Annotated in this window: 14 protein-coding genes and 1 pseudogene; 10 read left to right on the forward strand and 5 right to left on the reverse strand. The window is 54.7% G+C overall.

Annotated elements, in window-relative coordinates; all coding sequences use genetic code 11:
* Nucleotides 1-23: 23 nt before the first annotated feature.
* Entirely contained in the window at nt 24-1,046 is a 1,023-nt protein-coding gene (gene argF, locus ACUZ79_RS12625; protein WP_449251803.1) for an ornithine carbamoyltransferase, read from the reverse strand.
* 60 nt (nt 1,047-1,106) lie between these two features.
* A complete protein-coding gene (locus tag ACUZ79_RS12630; RefSeq protein ID WP_240825143.1) occupies nt 1,107-1,655 on the reverse strand; it encodes an N-acetyltransferase in 549 nt (182 codons plus the stop codon).
* A gap of 257 nt (nt 1,656-1,912) precedes the next feature.
* On the opposite strand from ACUZ79_RS12630, the gene ACUZ79_RS12635 reads away from it, so the two are divergent.
* From ACUZ79_RS12635 to ACUZ79_RS12655, 5 genes and pseudogenes are all read left to right on the forward strand, one after another.
* Nucleotides 1,913-3,349 carry a histidine-type phosphatase gene (locus tag ACUZ79_RS12635; RefSeq protein WP_449251804.1) on the forward strand — a complete coding sequence of 479 codons (1,437 nt, stop codon included), beginning with the start codon at nt 1,913-1,915 and terminating at the stop codon, nt 3,347-3,349.
* Between the two features lie 269 nt (nt 3,350-3,618).
* Nucleotides 3,619-4,656, forward strand: a complete 1,038-nt coding sequence (locus tag ACUZ79_RS12640; protein ID WP_240825145.1) for an EF-hand domain-containing protein — start codon at nt 3,619-3,621, stop codon at nt 4,654-4,656.
* Nucleotides 4,657-4,950: 294 nt separating this feature from the next.
* Nucleotides 4,951-5,202 (forward strand): annotated as a pseudogene (locus ACUZ79_RS12645) (IS3 family transposase); the annotation flags it as partial.
* Between the two features lie 487 nt (nt 5,203-5,689).
* Nucleotides 5,690-7,429, forward strand: a complete 1,740-nt coding sequence (locus ACUZ79_RS12650) for a HAMP domain-containing methyl-accepting chemotaxis protein (protein ID WP_449251805.1) — start codon at nt 5,690-5,692, stop codon at nt 7,427-7,429.
* Between the two features lie 270 nt (nt 7,430-7,699).
* Nucleotides 7,700-9,127 (forward strand): sodium:proton antiporter, encoded by a 1,428-nt coding sequence (locus ACUZ79_RS12655; protein ID WP_449251806.1) that lies wholly within the window; start codon nt 7,700-7,702, stop codon nt 9,125-9,127.
* Between the two features lie 112 nt (nt 9,128-9,239).
* Here ACUZ79_RS12655 and ACUZ79_RS12660 read toward each other — a convergent pair whose 3' ends face one another.
* Together ACUZ79_RS12660 and ACUZ79_RS12665 are read right to left on the reverse strand one after the other, a co-directional pair.
* Nucleotides 9,240-10,247 carry a phosphotransferase enzyme family protein gene (locus ACUZ79_RS12660; RefSeq protein ID WP_449251807.1) on the reverse strand — a complete coding sequence of 336 codons (1,008 nt, stop codon included), beginning with the start codon at nt 10,245-10,247 and terminating at the stop codon, nt 9,240-9,242.
* Nucleotides 10,248-10,396: 149 nt separating this feature from the next.
* Entirely contained in the window at nt 10,397-11,176 is a 780-nt protein-coding gene (locus ACUZ79_RS12665) for a DeoR/GlpR family DNA-binding transcription regulator (RefSeq protein ID WP_240825149.1), read from the reverse strand.
* Between the two features lie 672 nt (nt 11,177-11,848).
* On the opposite strand from ACUZ79_RS12665, the gene ACUZ79_RS12670 reads away from it, so the two are divergent.
* The 5 genes from ACUZ79_RS12670 (at nt 11,849) to eutC (ending at nt 17,368) form a co-directional block, all read left to right on the forward strand.
* Nucleotides 11,849-12,904 carry a TRAP transporter substrate-binding protein gene (locus ACUZ79_RS12670; protein ID WP_192112831.1) on the forward strand — a complete coding sequence of 352 codons (1,056 nt, stop codon included), beginning with the start codon at nt 11,849-11,851 and terminating at the stop codon, nt 12,902-12,904.
* Nucleotides 12,905-13,046: 142 nt separating this feature from the next.
* Nucleotides 13,047-13,697, forward strand: a complete 651-nt coding sequence (locus tag ACUZ79_RS12675) for a TRAP transporter small permease subunit (RefSeq protein WP_240825152.1) — start codon at nt 13,047-13,049, stop codon at nt 13,695-13,697.
* Nucleotides 13,698-13,756: 59 nt separating this feature from the next.
* Nucleotides 13,757-15,097 carry a TRAP transporter large permease gene (locus ACUZ79_RS12680; RefSeq protein ID WP_449251808.1) on the forward strand — a complete coding sequence of 447 codons (1,341 nt, stop codon included), beginning with the start codon at nt 13,757-13,759 and terminating at the stop codon, nt 15,095-15,097.
* Between the two features lie 14 nt (nt 15,098-15,111).
* Nucleotides 15,112-16,470, forward strand: a complete 1,359-nt coding sequence (locus ACUZ79_RS12685) for an ethanolamine ammonia-lyase subunit EutB (RefSeq protein ID WP_449251809.1) — start codon at nt 15,112-15,114, stop codon at nt 16,468-16,470.
* A gap of 70 nt (nt 16,471-16,540) precedes the next feature.
* The gene (eutC, locus tag ACUZ79_RS12690) at nt 16,541-17,368 is read left to right on the forward strand and encodes an ethanolamine ammonia-lyase subunit EutC (RefSeq protein WP_449251810.1); all 828 of its coding nucleotides are present in this window, start codon (nt 16,541-16,543) and stop codon (nt 17,366-17,368) included.
* A 104-nt stretch (nt 17,369-17,472) separates the two neighbouring features.
* Here eutC and ACUZ79_RS12695 read toward each other — a convergent pair whose 3' ends face one another.
* Nucleotides 17,473-18,252 carry a DUF169 domain-containing protein gene (locus tag ACUZ79_RS12695; protein WP_227118222.1) on the reverse strand — a complete coding sequence of 260 codons (780 nt, stop codon included), beginning with the start codon at nt 18,250-18,252 and terminating at the stop codon, nt 17,473-17,475.
* Nucleotides 18,253-18,678: the final 426 nt, after the last annotated feature.

Here is an 18,678-nt window from a genome sequence, read left to right on the forward strand (position 1 = left end):
GCAGTGCCGGAGGAGATATGGGATCAGGGGTTGAACACCAGCGGGCCTTCAGCCATGGTGGCGACCATGACGGCCTTGATGGTGTGCAGGCGGTTTTCCGCCTCTTCAAAAGCCATGTTGCGGGGCGATTCAAAGACTTCATCGCTCACTTCCATGCATTCAATGCCAAAGCGCTGATAAATGTCTTCGCCAACTGCGGTATCACGATTATGGAAGCTCGGCAGACAATGCAAAAACTTGCATTGGGGATTGCCCGTCAGTTCCATTGCTGCCGCGTCCACGCGATACGGCGTCAACAGATCAATGCGCTCTTTCCATACGGAATCAGGCTCGCCCATGGACACCCAGACATCAGTGGAGAGGAAATCGCAGTCTTTAACGCCTTCGGGCACGCTTTCCGTGCGCGTAATGTGCGCGCCAGTGCTCTTGGCTATGTGAACGGCCATTTCAAAAACTTCGTCCGACGTCCACAAAGCTTTGGGAGCAACAGAACGGAAATCCAACCCAAGCAGGGCCGAACCAACCATCAGGGAATTGCCCATATTATAACGTGCATCCCCAAGATATGCCAGTGTTTGTTGATTCAAAGGTTTTTCGCAGCACTCGCGCATGGTCAGCATGTCGGCCAGAAACTGCGTGGGGTGCCATTCGTTGGTGAGACCGTTCCACACCGGCACACCAGCGTGTTCTGCCAGCGCCTCTACCCTCGCCTGCTCATAACCGCGATACTCAATACCATCATAAAAACGGGAAAGCACGCGGGCGGTATCGGCCATGGATTCCTTTTTGCCCATCTGCGAGCCGGAGGGGCCAAGATAGGTCACGCGCGCGCCCTGATCATAGGCTGCAACTTCAAAAGAACAGCGGGTACGCGTGGAATCCTTTTCAAAAAGGATGACAATATTTCGGTCTTGCAGAAACTTTGGCTCGCGCCGAACCTTTTTGGCCTGCTTGAGCTGGGCCGCCAGATCCAGCAGATATGTGAGGTCTTCCGGCGTGAAGTCTATTTCTTTCAGAAAATCCCGGTGATACAGCCTATTGCTCATGACGCATTCCCACCCTTTGCAGACAGTGTGAATCCCTGCGAATATATCACAGGTTGAAAACTATAATTCGAGTATCATTCCAATTTCGTCACAGCAGTAAAACTTGGGGCATTTACTGCATTCAACCCACACAATGGCGGGCATATCATCGCGTTTAAACTCGCTGAAGCCGCACTTGGAAAAAAACGGCGCAGCCAGAGTAAAGGCAAAAACCCTCGGCAAGCCGAGATCACGACATCGACCAACCAGCGCGGCCACAAGCCTTTTGCCAAAGCCCTGCGCCTGACACAGTGGGTGAACCGCCACCGACCGAATTTCCGCCAGGTCTTCCCACAGCACATGCACAGCGCCGCAGGCCACCACAACCTCATGCCCGTCCTCAGCCGAGGGAGCCGTGGCAACCATATAGTCCTGAATATGCTGGTAGAGATACTGCGGCCCGCGCGCCAGCATGACGTTGGAGGACGCATAGTGGTTGATAAGCGCAGACATGCCGTGCACGTCGCGTACCGTGGCCGAACGGATGACCAGCGCTGAAAGATCTTCTACGCGGATATCCTGAACAAGGGGTTTGTCTTCTACGCCAACGCGTGGAACGGCAATGGGCATCATACGCCTCGATATCTGGATTACGCTCCGCCCCCTGTGAAGGGAAAGAAGCCCCAAAAGGTTACGCGCAAAGCAGCCAGAGCCAAACTCTGCCGCAAAGAATAAGCATAATAACAAGCCCCGCACTGTGCAAGCAATTACGGCCCGAGAGGCGGGCAAAATTTGCACTGGCGCAAGGCCCGCAGCCCTCACGCGTGCAAATCGGCGTTGCCCGCGCAGGCCTTTATGGCTATGGTACCCCCCATCAAGGAGAACGCATGCGCACTGCACCACGCTTAATCACTGTCTGCCTTGCCTGCGCACTGCTCTGCCATTTGCCCCTACCTGGCATTGCGGCGCAGCAGGGGGACGAACAACCCCGCCTTATGAAAGTTGTAGCGCTTTCCCGCCACGGGGTGCGCTCGCCTACGCAGGCTCCCGATACGCTTTCGCAGTGGAGCACCCGTAACTGGCCCCAGTGGCCTGTGCCGAGGGGGTTCCTCACGCCGCGCGGTGCGCGGCTGGTAACCGCCATGTGGGAAGACATGCGCGGGCAAATGCTGAATCTTGGCCTGCTGCCCGACAGCGCCTGCCCACCGCCCGGCAAGGTCTTTGTGCGCGCCGACGTGGATCAGCGCACAAGAGCAACAGCCAAAGCCCTGCTTGATGGCCTCTGCCCCGCTGGCGGGCAGACCTATGCCGTTTCAAGCCAGACGCCCGATCCGCTTTTTCATCCCGTGCAGGCGGGTTTTCAGCGTTTTGACCCAGCCTCGGTAGCCGCCAGCATCATGACCACGGCCGGGGGCGATCTTGATCGACTGCATGAGGACAATGCAGGGGCCTTGACCCACATCCAGCACCTGAGCGCCCCGGTGGCCCCCACATTGTGCTCGCGCTACAATCTGCCGCCCACCTGCGGGCTCGCAGACCTGCCAAATTCTGTGAGCGTTGATGCTGACGGCAAGGGCGCAGGACTTTCCGGCGCACTGGCAACAGCATCAAGCATGGCGGAAATTTTTTTGCTGGAATATGCGCAGTGGCCTGAAATTTCTGCCGGATGGGGCCAGGTGGACGCGCACGTTCTGCGTGAAGTGCTGCCCGTACACACCAGCGTGTTCAACACAGTGAACCGTTCTCCGGTTGTGGCTCTTTTCAAGGGGGCATCGCTGCTTTCAGAAATGGCCGCAGCCCTTGACGGCACTCATAGGGATCAACGCTGCAACGCGGCTTCCCTGGTTGTTTTTGTGGGGCACGACACCAACCTTGCCAATGTGGGCGAATTGCTGGGCGTGCACTGGCAGTTGCCCGGCTACCCCGATGACGCCACCCCGCCAGGATCAGCTCTTATGCTTGAGCTGTGGGATATGGGCGGTAAAAAAGAAGTGCGCGTGCGCTTTTTTGCCCAGTCGCTGGAAGCCCTGCATGAACCCTTTGTTGATCCGCCGCAGCCTGTGAGCGGCCTGGCCATCCCCCAGTTTACCGACCCGGCCAGAACCCACAAGGCAACTGCGGCTCTGGTAACAGCGCCGCCTGTTGTGGGAGAGGCCCGCTTCAGCCTTGAAAGTTTTTCCCAGAGGGTCGACAAGGCACTGCGCAATGCATCCCTGGTTCCGCAAGAGGTTCCCCCGCTACGCCTGCGGGTGGACAGCGATGTGGACAGCCGCCCTGCCACGGCCACTTCCGCTGAGGCTTCTCCACCAGTAAAAAACCGCTGACCCCATAGGCCCCCTGCACTCCACACCGCCGCATCATGTGATGCGGCGGTTTTTCATTTTACAGCATCGCATAGTGCCTTCTGGCGCGACAAGAAAGGCTGGCGGCAAAAATTTCCCCCACGCAAAACGGAATGTCTTTTGCATAATCAGATTGGGAAAAAAATTCCCCGGCTGATACGCGACACAGGGAGGTGCGCTTACAGTATTCGGCTTCGCCCGCAGTGGATTGCAGGTGTTGCCGACAATGTCCGCAAGGACTGGGAGACAGTATGAGCGTCAGTGCGTTATCATCATCCTCTTCCTCCTATTGGGAGAAGATGCTTGCGCAGATGAAAGGCTCCAGCGAGGCGCAATCGCAGGACAATCTGGCAAGCAAGCTTTTCGGGGATCTGGATTCTGACGGGAACGGAGCGTTAAGCCTTGATGAAACCGGGCTAAGCAGCGAACTCTACAACAAACTTGATACCGATGGCGATGGGGCCGTTTCGCAGACAGAACTGCAAAAAGCCATTGAAACCCAGCGCAACGCCATGTTCACCAACATGCAGATGGGGCAGAGCCAGGCAGCACAGACAGCGGCGTCGACTCAGCCCACTGCCAAGGATCTGCTTTCCGCCATTATGAGCGGGCAGGTTCCCGGCGGCATGCAGGGCGCAGGGCGCGGCGGCAAGGGTGACGACCTTGCGTCCAAACTCTTTTCTTCGCTGGACAGTGACAGCAGCGGCGGCCTGAGCGCCGAGGAAACGGGCCTCAGCCAGTCCGTGTTTGACGCCATGGACACCGATCAGGACGGCTCCGTCTCTTCCGATGAACTGGCGGCAGCGCTGAAAAAACAGCGCGAAGCCATGAACAACGGCTCCCAGAATCCGCAAAACCAGTCCAGCGAACAGAATTCCTCAGGCGAAATGGACGCAAAAACCCTGCTGTCTTCCATCATGAACGGCCAGATGCCCCCGCCGCCTCCCTCGCAGGGGCAGTCTGCTTCGTCTGGTCAGACAGGATCATCCCACGTGGCTTCCAAGCTTTTTTCGAGCCTGGACAGCGACAGCAGCGATGGCCTGAGCGTTGACGAAACAGGCCTCAGCCAGTCTGTATTCGACTCCATGGACGCGAATCAGGATGGCTCCGTTTCTGCTGACGAGCTTGCAACCGCACTTGAAAAACAACGCGCAGCGATGGGAACAGACCAGACCAGCACAAGCCGAACCGCCATGGCCCGCAGTTTTCTGTCAGCCATTGCCAACAGCGCCTACCAGAGCGTGAGCCAAACTACCGCCGCTGCCCAGAGTGTGGAAGCAGTGGCCTGATCCCCACCAGGAACAAAGCCTCCTCCACGCAGAAGACGCTCACACATTATGCCCACAACCATAAGCCCGGCTGCGCAAAACAGCCGGGCTTATGCCATGTAGCCCCTTGCATAGTAACATGCCCCCCATCAGGTAGACGAAGTAAAAAAGCCCATCATGCTTAAACTTTGAAAACATGATGGGCTTTTTTATGGCCTAAGGAATACGTTCACGTAAAGCCAACTCTTTGGATAATGCATGTGTTGCACTATTCTTCTCCAATTTGAAGGCTGAAGTTTTCTTGGAAAAACGGTTCAGAGCGAAGAGGAAACCAGCACTCTGATTGAAGAATACATACGTTTTTACAACACAGAACGACTCCCCCAAAAGCTCGACCAGCTTTCCCCGATAGAATACCGGGAAAACTGGCCGCTTAATCTTCGCCACGGAGATATTATTAACTGTCTACTTGAGGTGCAGACCATATGCCGGGGGATATTTTTTGTGCCCTTCACATGCAATATCATGGCCGTGAGCGCGAAATACCCTTTATGGTGTTGCCGTTAGCCGACATGGATAATGCGAACACTGGCAATCAATAGCACACTAATTAATAGCAGATAATGAAAATAGAAAATTGAGTGCATGCTCAACGCTTGGGAAAATTTTTTAAACAATATGTAAGCCTGCGGTATAAACGTGTTCTTTGCTATCACAATGTTATAATAGTATATGTTATATGATGGCATATTAATCTGGAATAGCAACAGATAAATTTATTTTTATCCGTGTATTTGTTGTGTCTGTTGCTGTTAAAATTGGTAATCGATTTTACAGGGTTGTAGTCGGCAAATTGGCATTTGCCAGTGCGGTACTTTTTAGTATTAATATATATTGCTGATATTTTTATTTTTTATTTTTCAAAGAAGTATTGAAAAAAATCACAAGGCGGCATAATGCGAGCAGAGATATAGCCGATAGACTATATCGATGTCGGTGTGACGCTCTTGATCTCCATCGTGTGTATTTAAACTTTAGCGCCGAGTAGAATGCAATGAAGCTTGTAACAAAAATTTCTTGCGGGATGGGGATGCTGGGTGTTTTGATGGCTTTATTAGCCGGATATATGCTTTGGCAAATGTCGGAACTCAACAACATCACCTCTGTCTTGGCGCATCGCAATGTGCCAGTGTCGGAGCTTGCTGGCGAAATCAATACTGACACTGCAGAATACAGAATAATGGAATTCCGTTACCTCATTGAAAATGATGCGCAAAAGGCTTCTGCGATCAAAGCAAAACTTGATGAAGTGCGAAAAACATTTGATCGGGAAATTAAAGAAATTGGTGACCTCTGCATTTCTGGCAATGCCAAGCAATGTGTGCTGGATATTGAACGCGGCCTGAAAAAATATTTGGATACTTCCAAAGAAGTGTTGCTCCTGCGGCAAAACGGCAAGGTAGATGAGGCCCTGGCCCTGCTTACGGGCAAGTCGCATGCTGATTACGAAGCTATGACCGCTTCCATTGAACTCCTGGTGAAGGTTTCGCACGACAACGCCCACGCGCGTGGCCTTAAAGGGGACAGCCTGTACGCCACAAGCAACGCCATGGGCATCGGCCTGACCCTTTTTGCCATTGTGCTTGCTGCTGCATCGGCCGTTCTAATTGCGCGCGAAACAAACCGACAGCTTGGCAGAGACCCTGGGGAATTGCTGGTGGTCGCTCAGCGTGTGGTGGACGGGGATTTTAATATTGACGATGGCCATGCCAGAATTGGCGTGTATGGCTCAATCATCGCCATGGTGGAAGCCTTGAAAGGCCATATCGAAAAGGCCAGAAGCGAATCAGAAAACGCCAGAGAACAATCGCGTCAGGCGCACGAAGCCATGGATAGCGCCAATGCGGCAAAGGATGAGGCGCAGCATAAAACGGAAGCAATGGTGCGTGCCGCAGGCAAGCTTGAAAAGGTCGTACAGATTGTCAGCTCGGCTTCCACGCAGCTTTCTGCCCAGATCGAACAGGCAGGCAAGGGGGCCGGGCATGCTGCGCAAAGGCTTGCGGAAGCTGCCACGGCCATGAACCAGATGAACGCCACAGTGCAGGAAGTGGCCCGCAATGCCGGCCAGGCATCTGTGGCATCCACCGATACAAAGGACAAAGCCGAAGCCGGGGCCGACATTGTGCAAAAATCGCTTGTCAGTATCGGTCAGGTGCAGACAGTATCGCAGGAACTCAAGCAGGATATGCTGCAACTGAACACGCACGCCCAGGCCATCAGCCAGATTATGGGCGTCATTTCAGATATTGCGGACCAGACAAACCTTCTGGCGCTCAATGCCGCCATTGAAGCCGCCCGTGCGGGTGATGCCGGGCGGGGATTTGCCGTGGTCGCCGACGAGGTGCGTAAACTGGCAGAAAAAACCATGGCCTCGACCCATGATGTGGGCAATGCCATAAATGCCATACAGGAGAGCACTTCAAAGAGCATGGCCTCCACGGATAATGCTCTTGAGCAGGTTAACCAGGCAACGGGATACGCCAGCCAGTCCGGGCAGGCTCTCAATGAAATACTGGAAACTGTTTTGGGTATGGCAGATCAGGTCAATGCCATTGCCACTGCCAGCGAGGAGCAGTCTGCCGCCAGTGACGAAATCAATCTGTCGATCGAGCACGTGAACGAAATGGCCAAGCAGACCGCCACCGCCATGGCCGAGGCCGCAAGCGCAGTGGCAGAACTGGCGCGTCAGTCGCAGGATCTCGGGCTGCTGATTAATGAAATGCGTCAGGAATAGGCAAAATTACTACTTTATTCATAAATATAAGCATAAAGGCGGTCTGTTGCATTAGCGCGACAGGCCGCCTTTATGCTTTGAACTACGGTGCATAATTACAACACATATCGCTTTTTAAGATGTAATAATACGACAATTGCCATTGTGTTGCTGTGATTTATAATTGTAATTGGCATTGTGTACATGTATTGATTGTATTTTTTTTTGAGGTTTGGTATAGAGTCTCCCAATATCCTATGGCATGTAATGCTTATATTCTCAGGAGTGCATATGGCAAGATTTCTAACGGTGCTTGGCGCCCTGTGCGCCGCGCTTCTTGTGCCCGGTGTCGTTCTCGCAGGGGAGGGACATCCCAATATCCCTGGTGCGCAGCTCTCAGTCCTTTGGGCAATCCCCTTTGTGTGCATGTTGCTTTCGATTGCCATAATGCCTTTGGCATTGCCCCATTTTTGGGAAAAACACTTTGGTAAAATCGCGGCCTTCTGGGGGCTGGCCTTTCTGACGCCCTGTCTTCTGGTTTATGGGTTCAATGTGGCCCTCTACGAGTTTTTGCACATTATCCTTCTGGATTATGTTCCTTTTCTGGTGCTGCTGTTCACGCTCTTTACCATCGCAGGCGGTGTGCGGCTTACCGGTTCGCTGGTTGGGACACCCGCGATCAATACCGGGCTGCTGGCAGTGGGCACTGTGCTGGCCAGCTGGATGGGAACAACCGGCGCGGCCATGCTGCTTATCCGCCCCTTGCTTCGGGCAAACGCGCACCGTAAATACCGTGTTCATTCTGTTGTCTTTTTTATTTTTCTTGTGGCCAATATTGGCGGCTCGCTTACGCCTCTGGGCGATCCGCCGCTGTTTCTGGGTTTTCTGAAGGGAGTGGATTTCTTCTGGACCACAACCAACCTGCTTATGAAAACAAGCCTCATTGCCACAATTTTGCTGGGTATATTTTTTGTCCTTGATACCGTGCTGTTCAAGAAAGAAGGCAGCCCCAAGCCTGAAGCGCAAGCTGGCGCGGCAGAAGAAAAGCTCGGCCTTGACGGCAAGATCAACCTGCTGTTTCTTCTGGGCGTTGTTGTGGCCGTGTTGCTTTCCGGCCTCTACCCTCTGGGCGAACTGGTTTCGGTCTTCGGCGTGTCGGTTGAAGGACAGAACCTGCTGCGCGATGTGATGCTGCTGTGCCTGGCCGGGCTTTCGCTCAAGTTTACGAGTCGGCGCTGCCGGGAACTCAACGGCTTTTCCTGGGCCCCCATTGAAGAAGTTGCCAAGCTGTTCTTTGGCATTTTTATCAGCATGGTTCCCGCCATTGCCATTTTGCGCGCAGGAGCTGATGGTGCGCTTGCTCCCCTGATTCACCTTGTTTCGCACGATGGGCAGCCGGTTAATTCCATGTATTTCTGGCTTACGGGCATTCTCTCCAGTTTTCTGGATAATGCGCCGACCTATCTTGTGTTTTTCAACACTGCAGGCGGCGATGCGCAGCACCTTATGCACGATATGCCCGCCACCCTGGCCGCCATATCTGCGGGTGCCGTTTTTATGGGCGCCAACAGCTACATTGGCAACGCGCCCAACTTCATGGTGCGCTCCATTGCGGAAAGCGACGGCGTGCCTATGCCCAGCTTCTTTGGCTACATGGCATGGTCGGTAGGCATTCTGGTACCCCTGTTTGGACTGTTGACCTGGCTGTTCTTTATCTAGCCGATGCAACACCCGCGAGGCGGGATTTGTCATCAGTATAAAGCAAGCCCCTCTACCTTAAGGTAGAGGGGCTTGCTTGCTGTCTGCCAAAATACAATGTTCCCGCGCCAGCTCATACAGCGCCCAAGGGCATGCTTCCCTCAAGGTAGCGCCTGCAAAGGCGCACCGTGTGTTCAAGCCAGTGTGCGCCGAGGTTGCGGGCGATCTCGGTATTGGCGTGGGTGGCCATCCATGCTGTCATCTGGATACGCCGCTGCATGACCATATGCGGGATCATGGCTTCATCCTGAGCATCCAGATGACTGACCAGCTCATATCCCTGAAGCCAGTTTTCCAGCCAGAGGGGGGCCAGCGGGCAGTGTTCCTCAAAGCTCATGGCCGCAGCAATGTCGTGAACAAACCAGCCCATGCCGCAATCGTCAAAATCAATGACGCGCGTACCGGCCTTGTGCAGCAGCAGATTGGTCAAGCGCAGGTCAGCGTGAATCAGGCCATAACGCCGGGCGGTCTGGCCGTAGGCGCGCAGTTTTCCCCCAATACAGTTCACGGCCGCCTCCAGAAGCAGGGCGTCCTCGCGTGGCAGGCCGGGGCTTGCCCGCCAGTCCCCCCAATGGGCGCACGGGCCAACCATACTTTCGTGGTTCCAGACGATGCGCTGGAAGCCTGCCGGTTTTTGCCATTGCCGGCTATGCTGGTGGAGGCGCCCCGCCACTTCGCCAAGCTGCCGAAAGGCGCGTGGGTCTAGCTGCACTGTTGGCATTTCGCCGTCAATCCACTGAAAAAGAACGATATTTCTGTGTGATCCGTCTGGAAGGCGCATAGTCAGCACCCTTTCGCCCTTGATGGTCGGCAAGGCTTTTGGCGTGACCATGCCAGTATCTTGCTGCAAGGCATCCAGCCACATCAGCTCGCCCATTATATTGATGTGCGAGTGATAATTTTCGCGGTGCACACGCAGGGCGTAACGGCTGTTGCTGGTCTGGACAAGAAATGTGGCGTTTTCTGAACGGCAGAGCAGGTGCAGGCTTCCCTGCATTTCCGGGGGGTACTGCTGCAATGCCTGCCGTGCCAGTTGTGTCACGGCCTGATCGCTGAGCGAGTCATTTTGCTGGAGTGACATATTCCCCCCTGCGTTGGATGTCGTGCCAGTCGGTTCCATCTGCTGTCAGGGGGGAGCAGTGCGATCATAACCGGCATCGCCTTTCATGCCCCGCAAGCAGTTGCTTCAAAACAGTTTTGCGGCGTGCGGCGGATGGTAAAAACAGATGTTCAGGCCAGAATGACTTTGGGCAAAATTTCTTTCAGCTCCTTCAGACATGGCAAATCCGAAGCTGCGGCATCGGTAATGAGCATGGAAATTTCGCGAGGTGAGGCGTAGTTTATCCGGCTGATAACGCCAAGCTTTGTGTGATCAGCGAGTATGCACAGCCTGCTGGCGCGTTGCGCCATGCAGCGTGCCACGGCGGCTTCTTCCGGCAAAAAGCTGCTTGCCCCGTGGTGTGCATCCAGCCCCACGGGCGAAAGAATTGCCATATCTACCCGCCAGCGCTGAATTTCTTCAATCACACCCTCGCCGCAGGTCTGCTCCCGTCCGGCAAGGATGCGGCCTCCCACCAGCACCACTGTGCTGTCGTTTTTTTTATCTTCGTCCCTTTCACTCAAAATGATGGCGGCGCGCAGGCTGTTGGTCACGATGGTGAGCCCAGGCATGGTGCAGAGTTCCTCTGCCAGAGCCGTTGTTGTGGTACCTGCGTCCATAAAGACTGTTTGCCCCTGTTGCAGTTGCAGCACCGTGGCGCGGGCAATGGCGCGCTTTTCCCGTTCCAGCCGGGTTCTGCGCTCTTTGAGTGAGGGTTCGGAAGTAGAGGAATCCAGCGCCACAAGGCCGCCATGTACACGCCTTGCCGCGCCCTGGTTTTCCAGCTCGATAATATCCCGGCGGGCTGTTTCCCGGGAAATTCCCAGCTCATTGATAAGCCGCTCCGTGCTGATATGACCGTTGGCGGCTATGAGGGCAAGTATGCGGTGCAGGCGGGTTTCGCGCAGCATGTGTTTCAACCTTGTTAGATATACGCTGACATTCTGGTTAGCATATAGCTTTTTGCTGCGTCTGCAATATGCATTTTTGTGTGTTTGTGTATTTTGCTGTTGCAGTGGCTGAACGCGGTAAATTTGTTGGGTTTGGGCATTCTGGACGGCCCGTGTCTAAAGGATGCCAGACCTGGGATGCCCGGCAAAGCCCCGTCAGGCCGCGCGGCTTGTCTCCTCAATATTTTCAGGGGCCAGAACCACCTTAGTATGGGTAATGCAGCCCCCTTTGGCAAGTTGCCCCATACACGTCAGGCAATGCGCTTTTTCAAAATTGTATTGGCAATAAAGCCGCATGCCTCTGTTTTTTATCTGGATGCCCTAGTGTTTAATTGTATTAGTGTGTTTTTGTGTAAAAAGTTGACTAACAAAAATGTGCTAATCATTACAAAATTGTTTCAGAAAATGAGCCGCTCTCCTTTGCTTTGAATATAAAAATATACTGAATGAAAATACAAAAATTTTATATTTTAGCATGTTATAAAAAATAATTTTGCTCATCCATCCTCTGGCTCGCTATTTGCTTAATGGCATTTCATGAGTGCAAGGCTAGGGCAGTAGCCTGAGTTAAGTGCATTTTTGAGGCGTAGGCGCTTGCGGTGAATAAACAGTTTTTGTTTTGAGGAGGTAAGTATGGAGAGGCGTGAATTTTTGAAGACAGCGGGTATGGGCGCCACGGCGGCGGTTGCCGCCACAACTGGCATCATGGGGGCCACTGAGGCAAAGGCCGCCAAGGCTCCCATCAAGTGGCGCATGCAGACCTACGCGGGTGCGGCGCTTGCCGAGTTTGTCATCAAGCCGCAGATCGACGCCTTCAACAAGGCCGCCAATGGCGAAATGGTCATCGAACTTTACACCTCCGACCAGCTGGTTCCCACCAGTGAGCTTTTCCGCGCTGTGCAGAACGGCACCATTGACGCCGTGCAGTGCGACGAAGACTCCATGTCTTCCCCTGCCGATGTGGCCATCTTTGGCGCGTATTTTCCCTTTGCCACCCGCTATTCGCTCGATGTGCCCGCTCTTTTTGAACACTGGGGCCTGAACGACATCTGGAAAGAAGCCTACGGCGAGATCAAGGGCGTTGAATGGCTTGGCGCAGGCTCCTGGGATCCCTGCAACTTTGCCACCACCAAGCCTATCCGCAGCCTTGCCGACCTGAAAGGCAAGCGCGTGTTCTCCTTCCCCACGGGCGGCAAGTTCATGAGCCAGTTTGGCGTGGTGCCTGTTACCCTGCCATGGGAAGACATTCAGGTGGCCCTGCAAACCGGCGAGCTGGACGGCGTGTGCTGGTCGGGCATTACAGAAGACTACACCTCCGGCTGGGCAGAGCAGTGCAAGTATTACCTCACCAACAACATCTGCGGCGCGTGGATCGGTTCGTACTTTGCCAACAGCAAAAAGTGGGCTGAAGTGCCGGAACACCTTAAAACTCTGTTTAAGCTCACCTGCGACAGCTCCAACTATTTTCGCCAGCACTGGTACTGGTGGGGCGAAGCTCACTACCGCGCCACCGGCGGCAAGATGGAACTGACCTCCATTCCCGATGCTGAATGGGGCACTGTTGAAGAGGCCGCCCACAAGTTCTGGGACGAAACAGCCAAGAAAAGCCCGCGCTGTGCCAAGGTTGTGGATATCCTCAAAAAGTACAATGCCGAAATGGCTGTTGCGGGCCGCCCGTACCGTTATTGATTGCAAACCCTCTGGGGGCAGAACCTTCCGTCTGCCCGATGTGCCGTCGTCCGAATCCTTCGGCGGCGGCGCATCAAAGCCTGCCCCCAGTTAAATCAAGCGGCAGGAAATTTGCGGAATAAAGGTTTGGGAGGAGAGCGTCATGCCAAACTGGATCAAGCTGTTTGTCAGGTATGTGGATGCGGTTAACCGCCTGGTGGGGCGGGGGGTTCTTTATCTTGTGTTCGTCATGATGGGCATTTTGCTCTACTCGGCCATATCCCGCTACTGTTTTGATGCTCCGGTGATCTGGGGCGTGGAAATGGCCCAGTTCACCATGGTGGCCTACTACATCCTTGGTGGCGGTTTTGCCCTGCTTACCAATTCGCACGTGCGTATGGATGTGTTCTATGGCCGCTGGAAGTGGAGAAAACAGGCAAAGATGGACGTGCTCACGTCTGTTTTTCTGGTCGCATACCTTGCCCTCCTGTTCTACGGCTGTGTTTCAAGCACATGGTATTCCATAGAGTTTGACCAGCATAACAATTCTGCCTGGGCTCCTGCTCTGGCCCCCATCAAGATCATCATGGGCATTGGCATTTTTCTTACGCTGTTGCAGGCCTTTTCAGAATTTTTCAAGGCGCTGGCGCGCTCACGCGGCCTGCTGCTTGGCGAGGAAGTGCCCGAGCGTCTTATTGTAGAAAGCGGTTATGTGGAACCAGAAGCGGAGCCTCAGCTTGTTGGTGTTGTGGCTGATCCGGTTGCTTCGCCGCAGGTTCTTGCTCCGGCGCAAGCGCTTGGCGGCTCGCGGTAACGCCCCAATTTTCATTTTCCAGCTCCGGCGTATGCGAGCGCCGTAAAGGACGCGAGGACATGTTCGATCTTACGTTCACTCTTTCTCACGAGGGCATTGCCCTGATGCTCTTCGCATCCATGGGAATGCTCATGCTCACCGGGCAGCGGGTGTTTGCGGCCATCGGCTTCACCGGGGCCATCGCGGCCCTCTTTCTGTGGGGTACCGGCGGTTCGCAGATGGCGTTCAACGCCAGCATCACGCTGATGAAGTGGTTCCCCATGATCACTCTGCCCCTGTTCATCTACATGGTCTACATGCTCTCGGAATCGGGCATCGCCAACGACCTTTACCGCATGTTCCACGTCTGGATGGGGCCTTTGCCCGGCGGCCTTGCCATCGGCACGGTCATTCTGATGGTGGCCATTTCCGCCATGAACGGCCTGAGCGTCGCGGGCATGGCCATCGGCGCAACCATCGCCATGCCGGAAATGCTCAAGCGCGGATATGACAAGCGCATGGTTTCGGGCGTTATTCAGGCAGGCAGCTCGCTGGGCATCATGATGCCACCAAGCGTTGTTATGGTGCTCTACGGCATGATCGCCCGTCAGCCTGTCAGCAGCCTCTGGATGGCCGGCATCGGCCCCGCCCTCATGTTTGCGGTGATACTCATTGGCTACATTGTCATCCGCTGCAAGCTCAATCCCGCAATGGGCCCCGCGCTGCCCAAGGAAGAACGCGAATCCATCACCTCGGCGGAAAAGTGGAAGAGCCTCTGGGCTGGTCTGCTGCCGCTTGCCATTATTTTTTCTGTGACCGGCGCGTTCATGACCGGCATCACCAGCCTGGTGGAAAGCTCCGCCGTGGGCGCTCTGGTGGCGACCATCGCAGCACTGGTCAAGGGGCGGCTCACGGCCAGGGTGATGCGCGTTGTCCTGGTGCAGACCCTCAGCGTGAGCTGTATGTTCATGTGGATTATCATGGCTGCCCTGTGTTTCAGCTCTGTTTTTGACGGCCTTGGGGCAGTGCATGCCATCAAGAAGCTCTTCATTGACGGCTGGAATCTCAGCCCCTGGGGCGTGCTTATCGTCATGCAGCTTTCGTATCTTTTCATGGGGATGTTCCTTGACGATACGGCCATGCTGATCATTGTGGCCCCGCTGTATATTCCGCTGGTCAAGGCGCTGGGTTTTGACCCCATCTGGTATGGCGTGCTCTACACCATCACCTGTCAGATCGCCTACATGACGCCGCCATTCGGGTACAACCTCTTTTTGATGAAGGCCATGGCTCCAAAGGGAGTCACGCTGAACGACATCTACGCCTCCATTGTGCCAATGGTCATAATAATGCTGGTGGGGCTGGTGCTGGTTATGCTCTTCCCTGATATCGCCATGTTCCTGCCCAGAACATTCCTGTAGCAGAGGCGGACAGCATGAATGCCCACAGCACCCTGCGCGAAATCCTGGCCAAGGCGTCGCCCCTCAGATCGGGCGACGTGCTGGCCGGGGTGGCGGCAGCCAACGACGAGGAGCGCGTGCGCGCCCAGATGGTGCTGGCCGATGTGCCTCTCAAGCGCTTCTTGAACGAGGATGTGGTGCCTTATGAAAAGGACGAGATCACGCGCCTTATTCTCGACAGCCACGATGCTGCGGCCTTTGCGCCCATAAGTTCCTTTACCGTGGGGCAGTTCCGAGACTGGTTGCTGACCGATGCAGCCAATGCAGAAAGTCTTGCGGCGCTGACGGCTGGCATCACGCCGGAAATGGTCGCGGCAGCCAGCAAACTCATGCGTTTGCAGGATCTCATACTGGTGGGAGCCAAGTGCAGCGTGGTAACGCGTTTTCGCAACACCATAGGATTGCCGGGGCATTTTTCTGTCCGCCTGCAGCCAAACCACCCCACGGACGATGCGCGGGGAATCCTGGCATCGACCATTGACGGGCTGTATTACGGCTCCGGCGATGCGGTTATCGGCATCAATCCGGCCTCCGACAGTCTGGAAAACATCGCAAGGCTCCTGTGTCTGCTGGACGAGCTTATTGCGCGCTATGAAATACCCACCCAAAGCTGCGTGCTGACCCACGTAACCAATGCAGTGGAGCTTATCCGCAGGGGGGTGCCGCTGGATCTGTGCTTTCAGTCCATAGCAGGAACAGAAAAGGCCAATGCCAGTTTTGGCATAGACCTTTCCCTGCTGGAAGAAGCGTGGCAGGCAACGCTTGAACTTGGGCGCGGTACCGTGGGCGAGGATGTGATGTATTTTGAAACAGGGCAAGGCAGCGCCCTCTCTGCCAACGCCAATTTCGGGGTCGATCAGCAAACCCTGGAATGCCGCGCTTACGCTGTGGCCCGCAGGTTCCGCCCATTACTGGTGAATACCGTGGTGGGATTTATTGGGCCGGAGTATCTTTTCAATGGCAAGCAGATTATTCGTGCGGGGCTGGAAGACCATTGCTGCGGCAAACTGCTGGGTCTGCCTATGGGGGTGGACATCTGTTACACCAACCATGCCGATGCCGATCAGGACGACATGGATGCACTGCTAACCCTGCTGGGCGCGGCTGGTTGCAATTTTATCATGGGTATTCCTGGTGCGGACGACATCATGCTCAATTATCAATCCACCTCGTTCCACGATGCGGCCTATCTGCGCAAGCTGCTGGGCAAGCGGCCTGCACCGGAGTTTGAAACGTGGCTTGAAAGCATGGGCATTCACAACGATGCCGGAGCATTGCTGCCACCGGCGGGCGCGTTGCGCGGGCTTGAGCAGCGTGTCAGGCAGGTCATATAGAGCCTTTTGCGGTGCGGGTTTTCTCAGAATCCGCGCAAAGCAGACTTGAACTGTCCCAAAGGATGGTGCCATGAACGTCATGAAGCAGGAGTATTTGCCAGCATCAGCGGCAACAGTTTTGGAAGACCCTTGGGCCGATCTGAAACGCTATACGGATGCCCGTATTGCCCTTGGGCGTTGCGGCGTCAGCCTGCCGCAGACGGAATGGCTGCGATTTCGTCTGGCGCATGCCAGAGCGCGCGATGCGGTACTGACGCCTTTTGACAAGGCAAGCGTGCGCGAAGAAATTGAAAGTGCAGGGTTGCACTGCGTTGAGCTTGCCAGCGCTGCTGCAAGCAAGGAGGATTTTCTGGCAAGGCCCGACAAGGGGCGGCGACTTTCAGAAGCCTCGCACGAGCTGCTCGCAAGCCAGTACGCAAGGGCTGACAATAAGGGGGCGGACATTTGCCTTGTTATCAGCGATGGGCTTTCGGCCCGCGCTGTGCATGAAAACGCGGCCCTCTTTGCCCGGCTTTTTCTGGCCTGCGCGGCAGATGCCGGCTATAGCGCAACCCCCGTGGCTTTGGTGGAGTTTGGGCGGGTTGCCGTGGCGGACGAGGTTGCTTCGCTCATGAAGGCAAGGCTGGTGGTGATTCTTATTGGTGAACGGCCGGGGTTGAGTTCGCCCAACTCTCTGGGAGTTTATCTGACCTACGCGCCCTTTCCCGGCTGCACCGATGAAGCGCGGAACTGTATTTCAAATGTGCGACCTGCGGGCCTGAGCATTGAAGACGGCGTGCGCAAACTGTGCTATCTGGTGCAGGGGGCCTTTGCGCGGCAATTGACCGGGGTGAACCTCAAGGACGACATGCCCGCAACATATTTGCCCTTTGGTAAGGATACGACTGCGATTGTATAGGATCTTTATGTTCAGTGGGCAAACTTGCCCCGTGCTCATAGTACAACAGCCGGGCTGCGCAAGGCAGCCCGGCTGTTGTTGTATACCTCTGTGCGAGAGCCTTTTTAGGCGTCGCGTTCTTTCTTGAAAACAATGAGGGGGCAGTTTTTGCAAACGGCTGCGCCGGGGAAGGGTTCGCCAAGGCGGGTGATGGACGCGCCGCCCTTGTTGGTGACGCGGTCTTCAAGGCGCTGCACCAGAGCTTCCATGTGCTCGCCGGGGATGGATACGTTGATTTCGCCCCGTTCCGTCTTGCCGGAATTGTAGCTGCCGCTGCAAGCGAGGTACAGGTTCGCCTGCTTGGTGTTCAGCGTGTAGACATTGCCGGAGCAGACGGCAGAGTTGACGCTCATGGACGGGTGGAAATTGTCGATGCGCTGGGTAGCCATCCAATCGCCAATGATGTGGTAGGCCTGCATTGTATCGCACACAAAGTGCACCACATCGGGCTGGGTGGTAGCTGCCGCAAGCGGGCTCACGGCTATGGCCAGCAGATTGGCCGGAACATGCGGCTTGGCTTCAAGCACCTTGCGGGCATGGTCGGCATCGGCGCAGTACTTGAGGTGGCTTTTGATTTCGGGTTCGTCCAGTTCTTTCCAGCCGAACACAAAACTAGCATTGGTACAGCCCATCTTGTCGCGTTCAACAATGACTGTAATACCTTCCATGCGCGCGCCGACTTCGCTCTGGCAGAAGGTCAGCGGCTTCATGGGAGAATAGTGGGGCTGAGTTTCCTTGAAGGAATCAAGCTCTTTCTGGTCGTAGAAATATTTGATTGCAACGGGTGCATGAATGAGGCGCAGCTCACGCATCAACGTTTCACTAAGCTTTTCAAATGTGTTCATATAATCCTCTGGTCTAGATGCTATTATACAAGAGTCCATTGGTACGGCCTTGTACTTATTTCTTTATGCCGTTTATGTCAATATAATCCCACTAATTTCACAAGTGGTATAACTGCCCCTTGTTTTGTTTTATTCTTAAAATTTATCATTACAAAACAACAATTTGCATGTGATATTTTTTTGCATTACTAATTCCATTTCGCAATTAGATTGTGAAAGTTATTATTTTCATATGGTTAGATATTTGCGATTTTTTCTTGATCAGCGCGGATTTTTTATGCTTTTGCGGAGTATCAGCAGCGGCACTATCTGCCTTGCTGTGCAAAAAATGGCGAGCAGTTTTATCATAATGGGCAGGACTGGAATTAACGCGCAGCGGGTCGCGTCATATAAAAAAAAAGCCGGAGTGCTTCCACCCCGGCCTAT

This window comes from Desulfovibrio faecalis, from assembly GCF_053570625.1.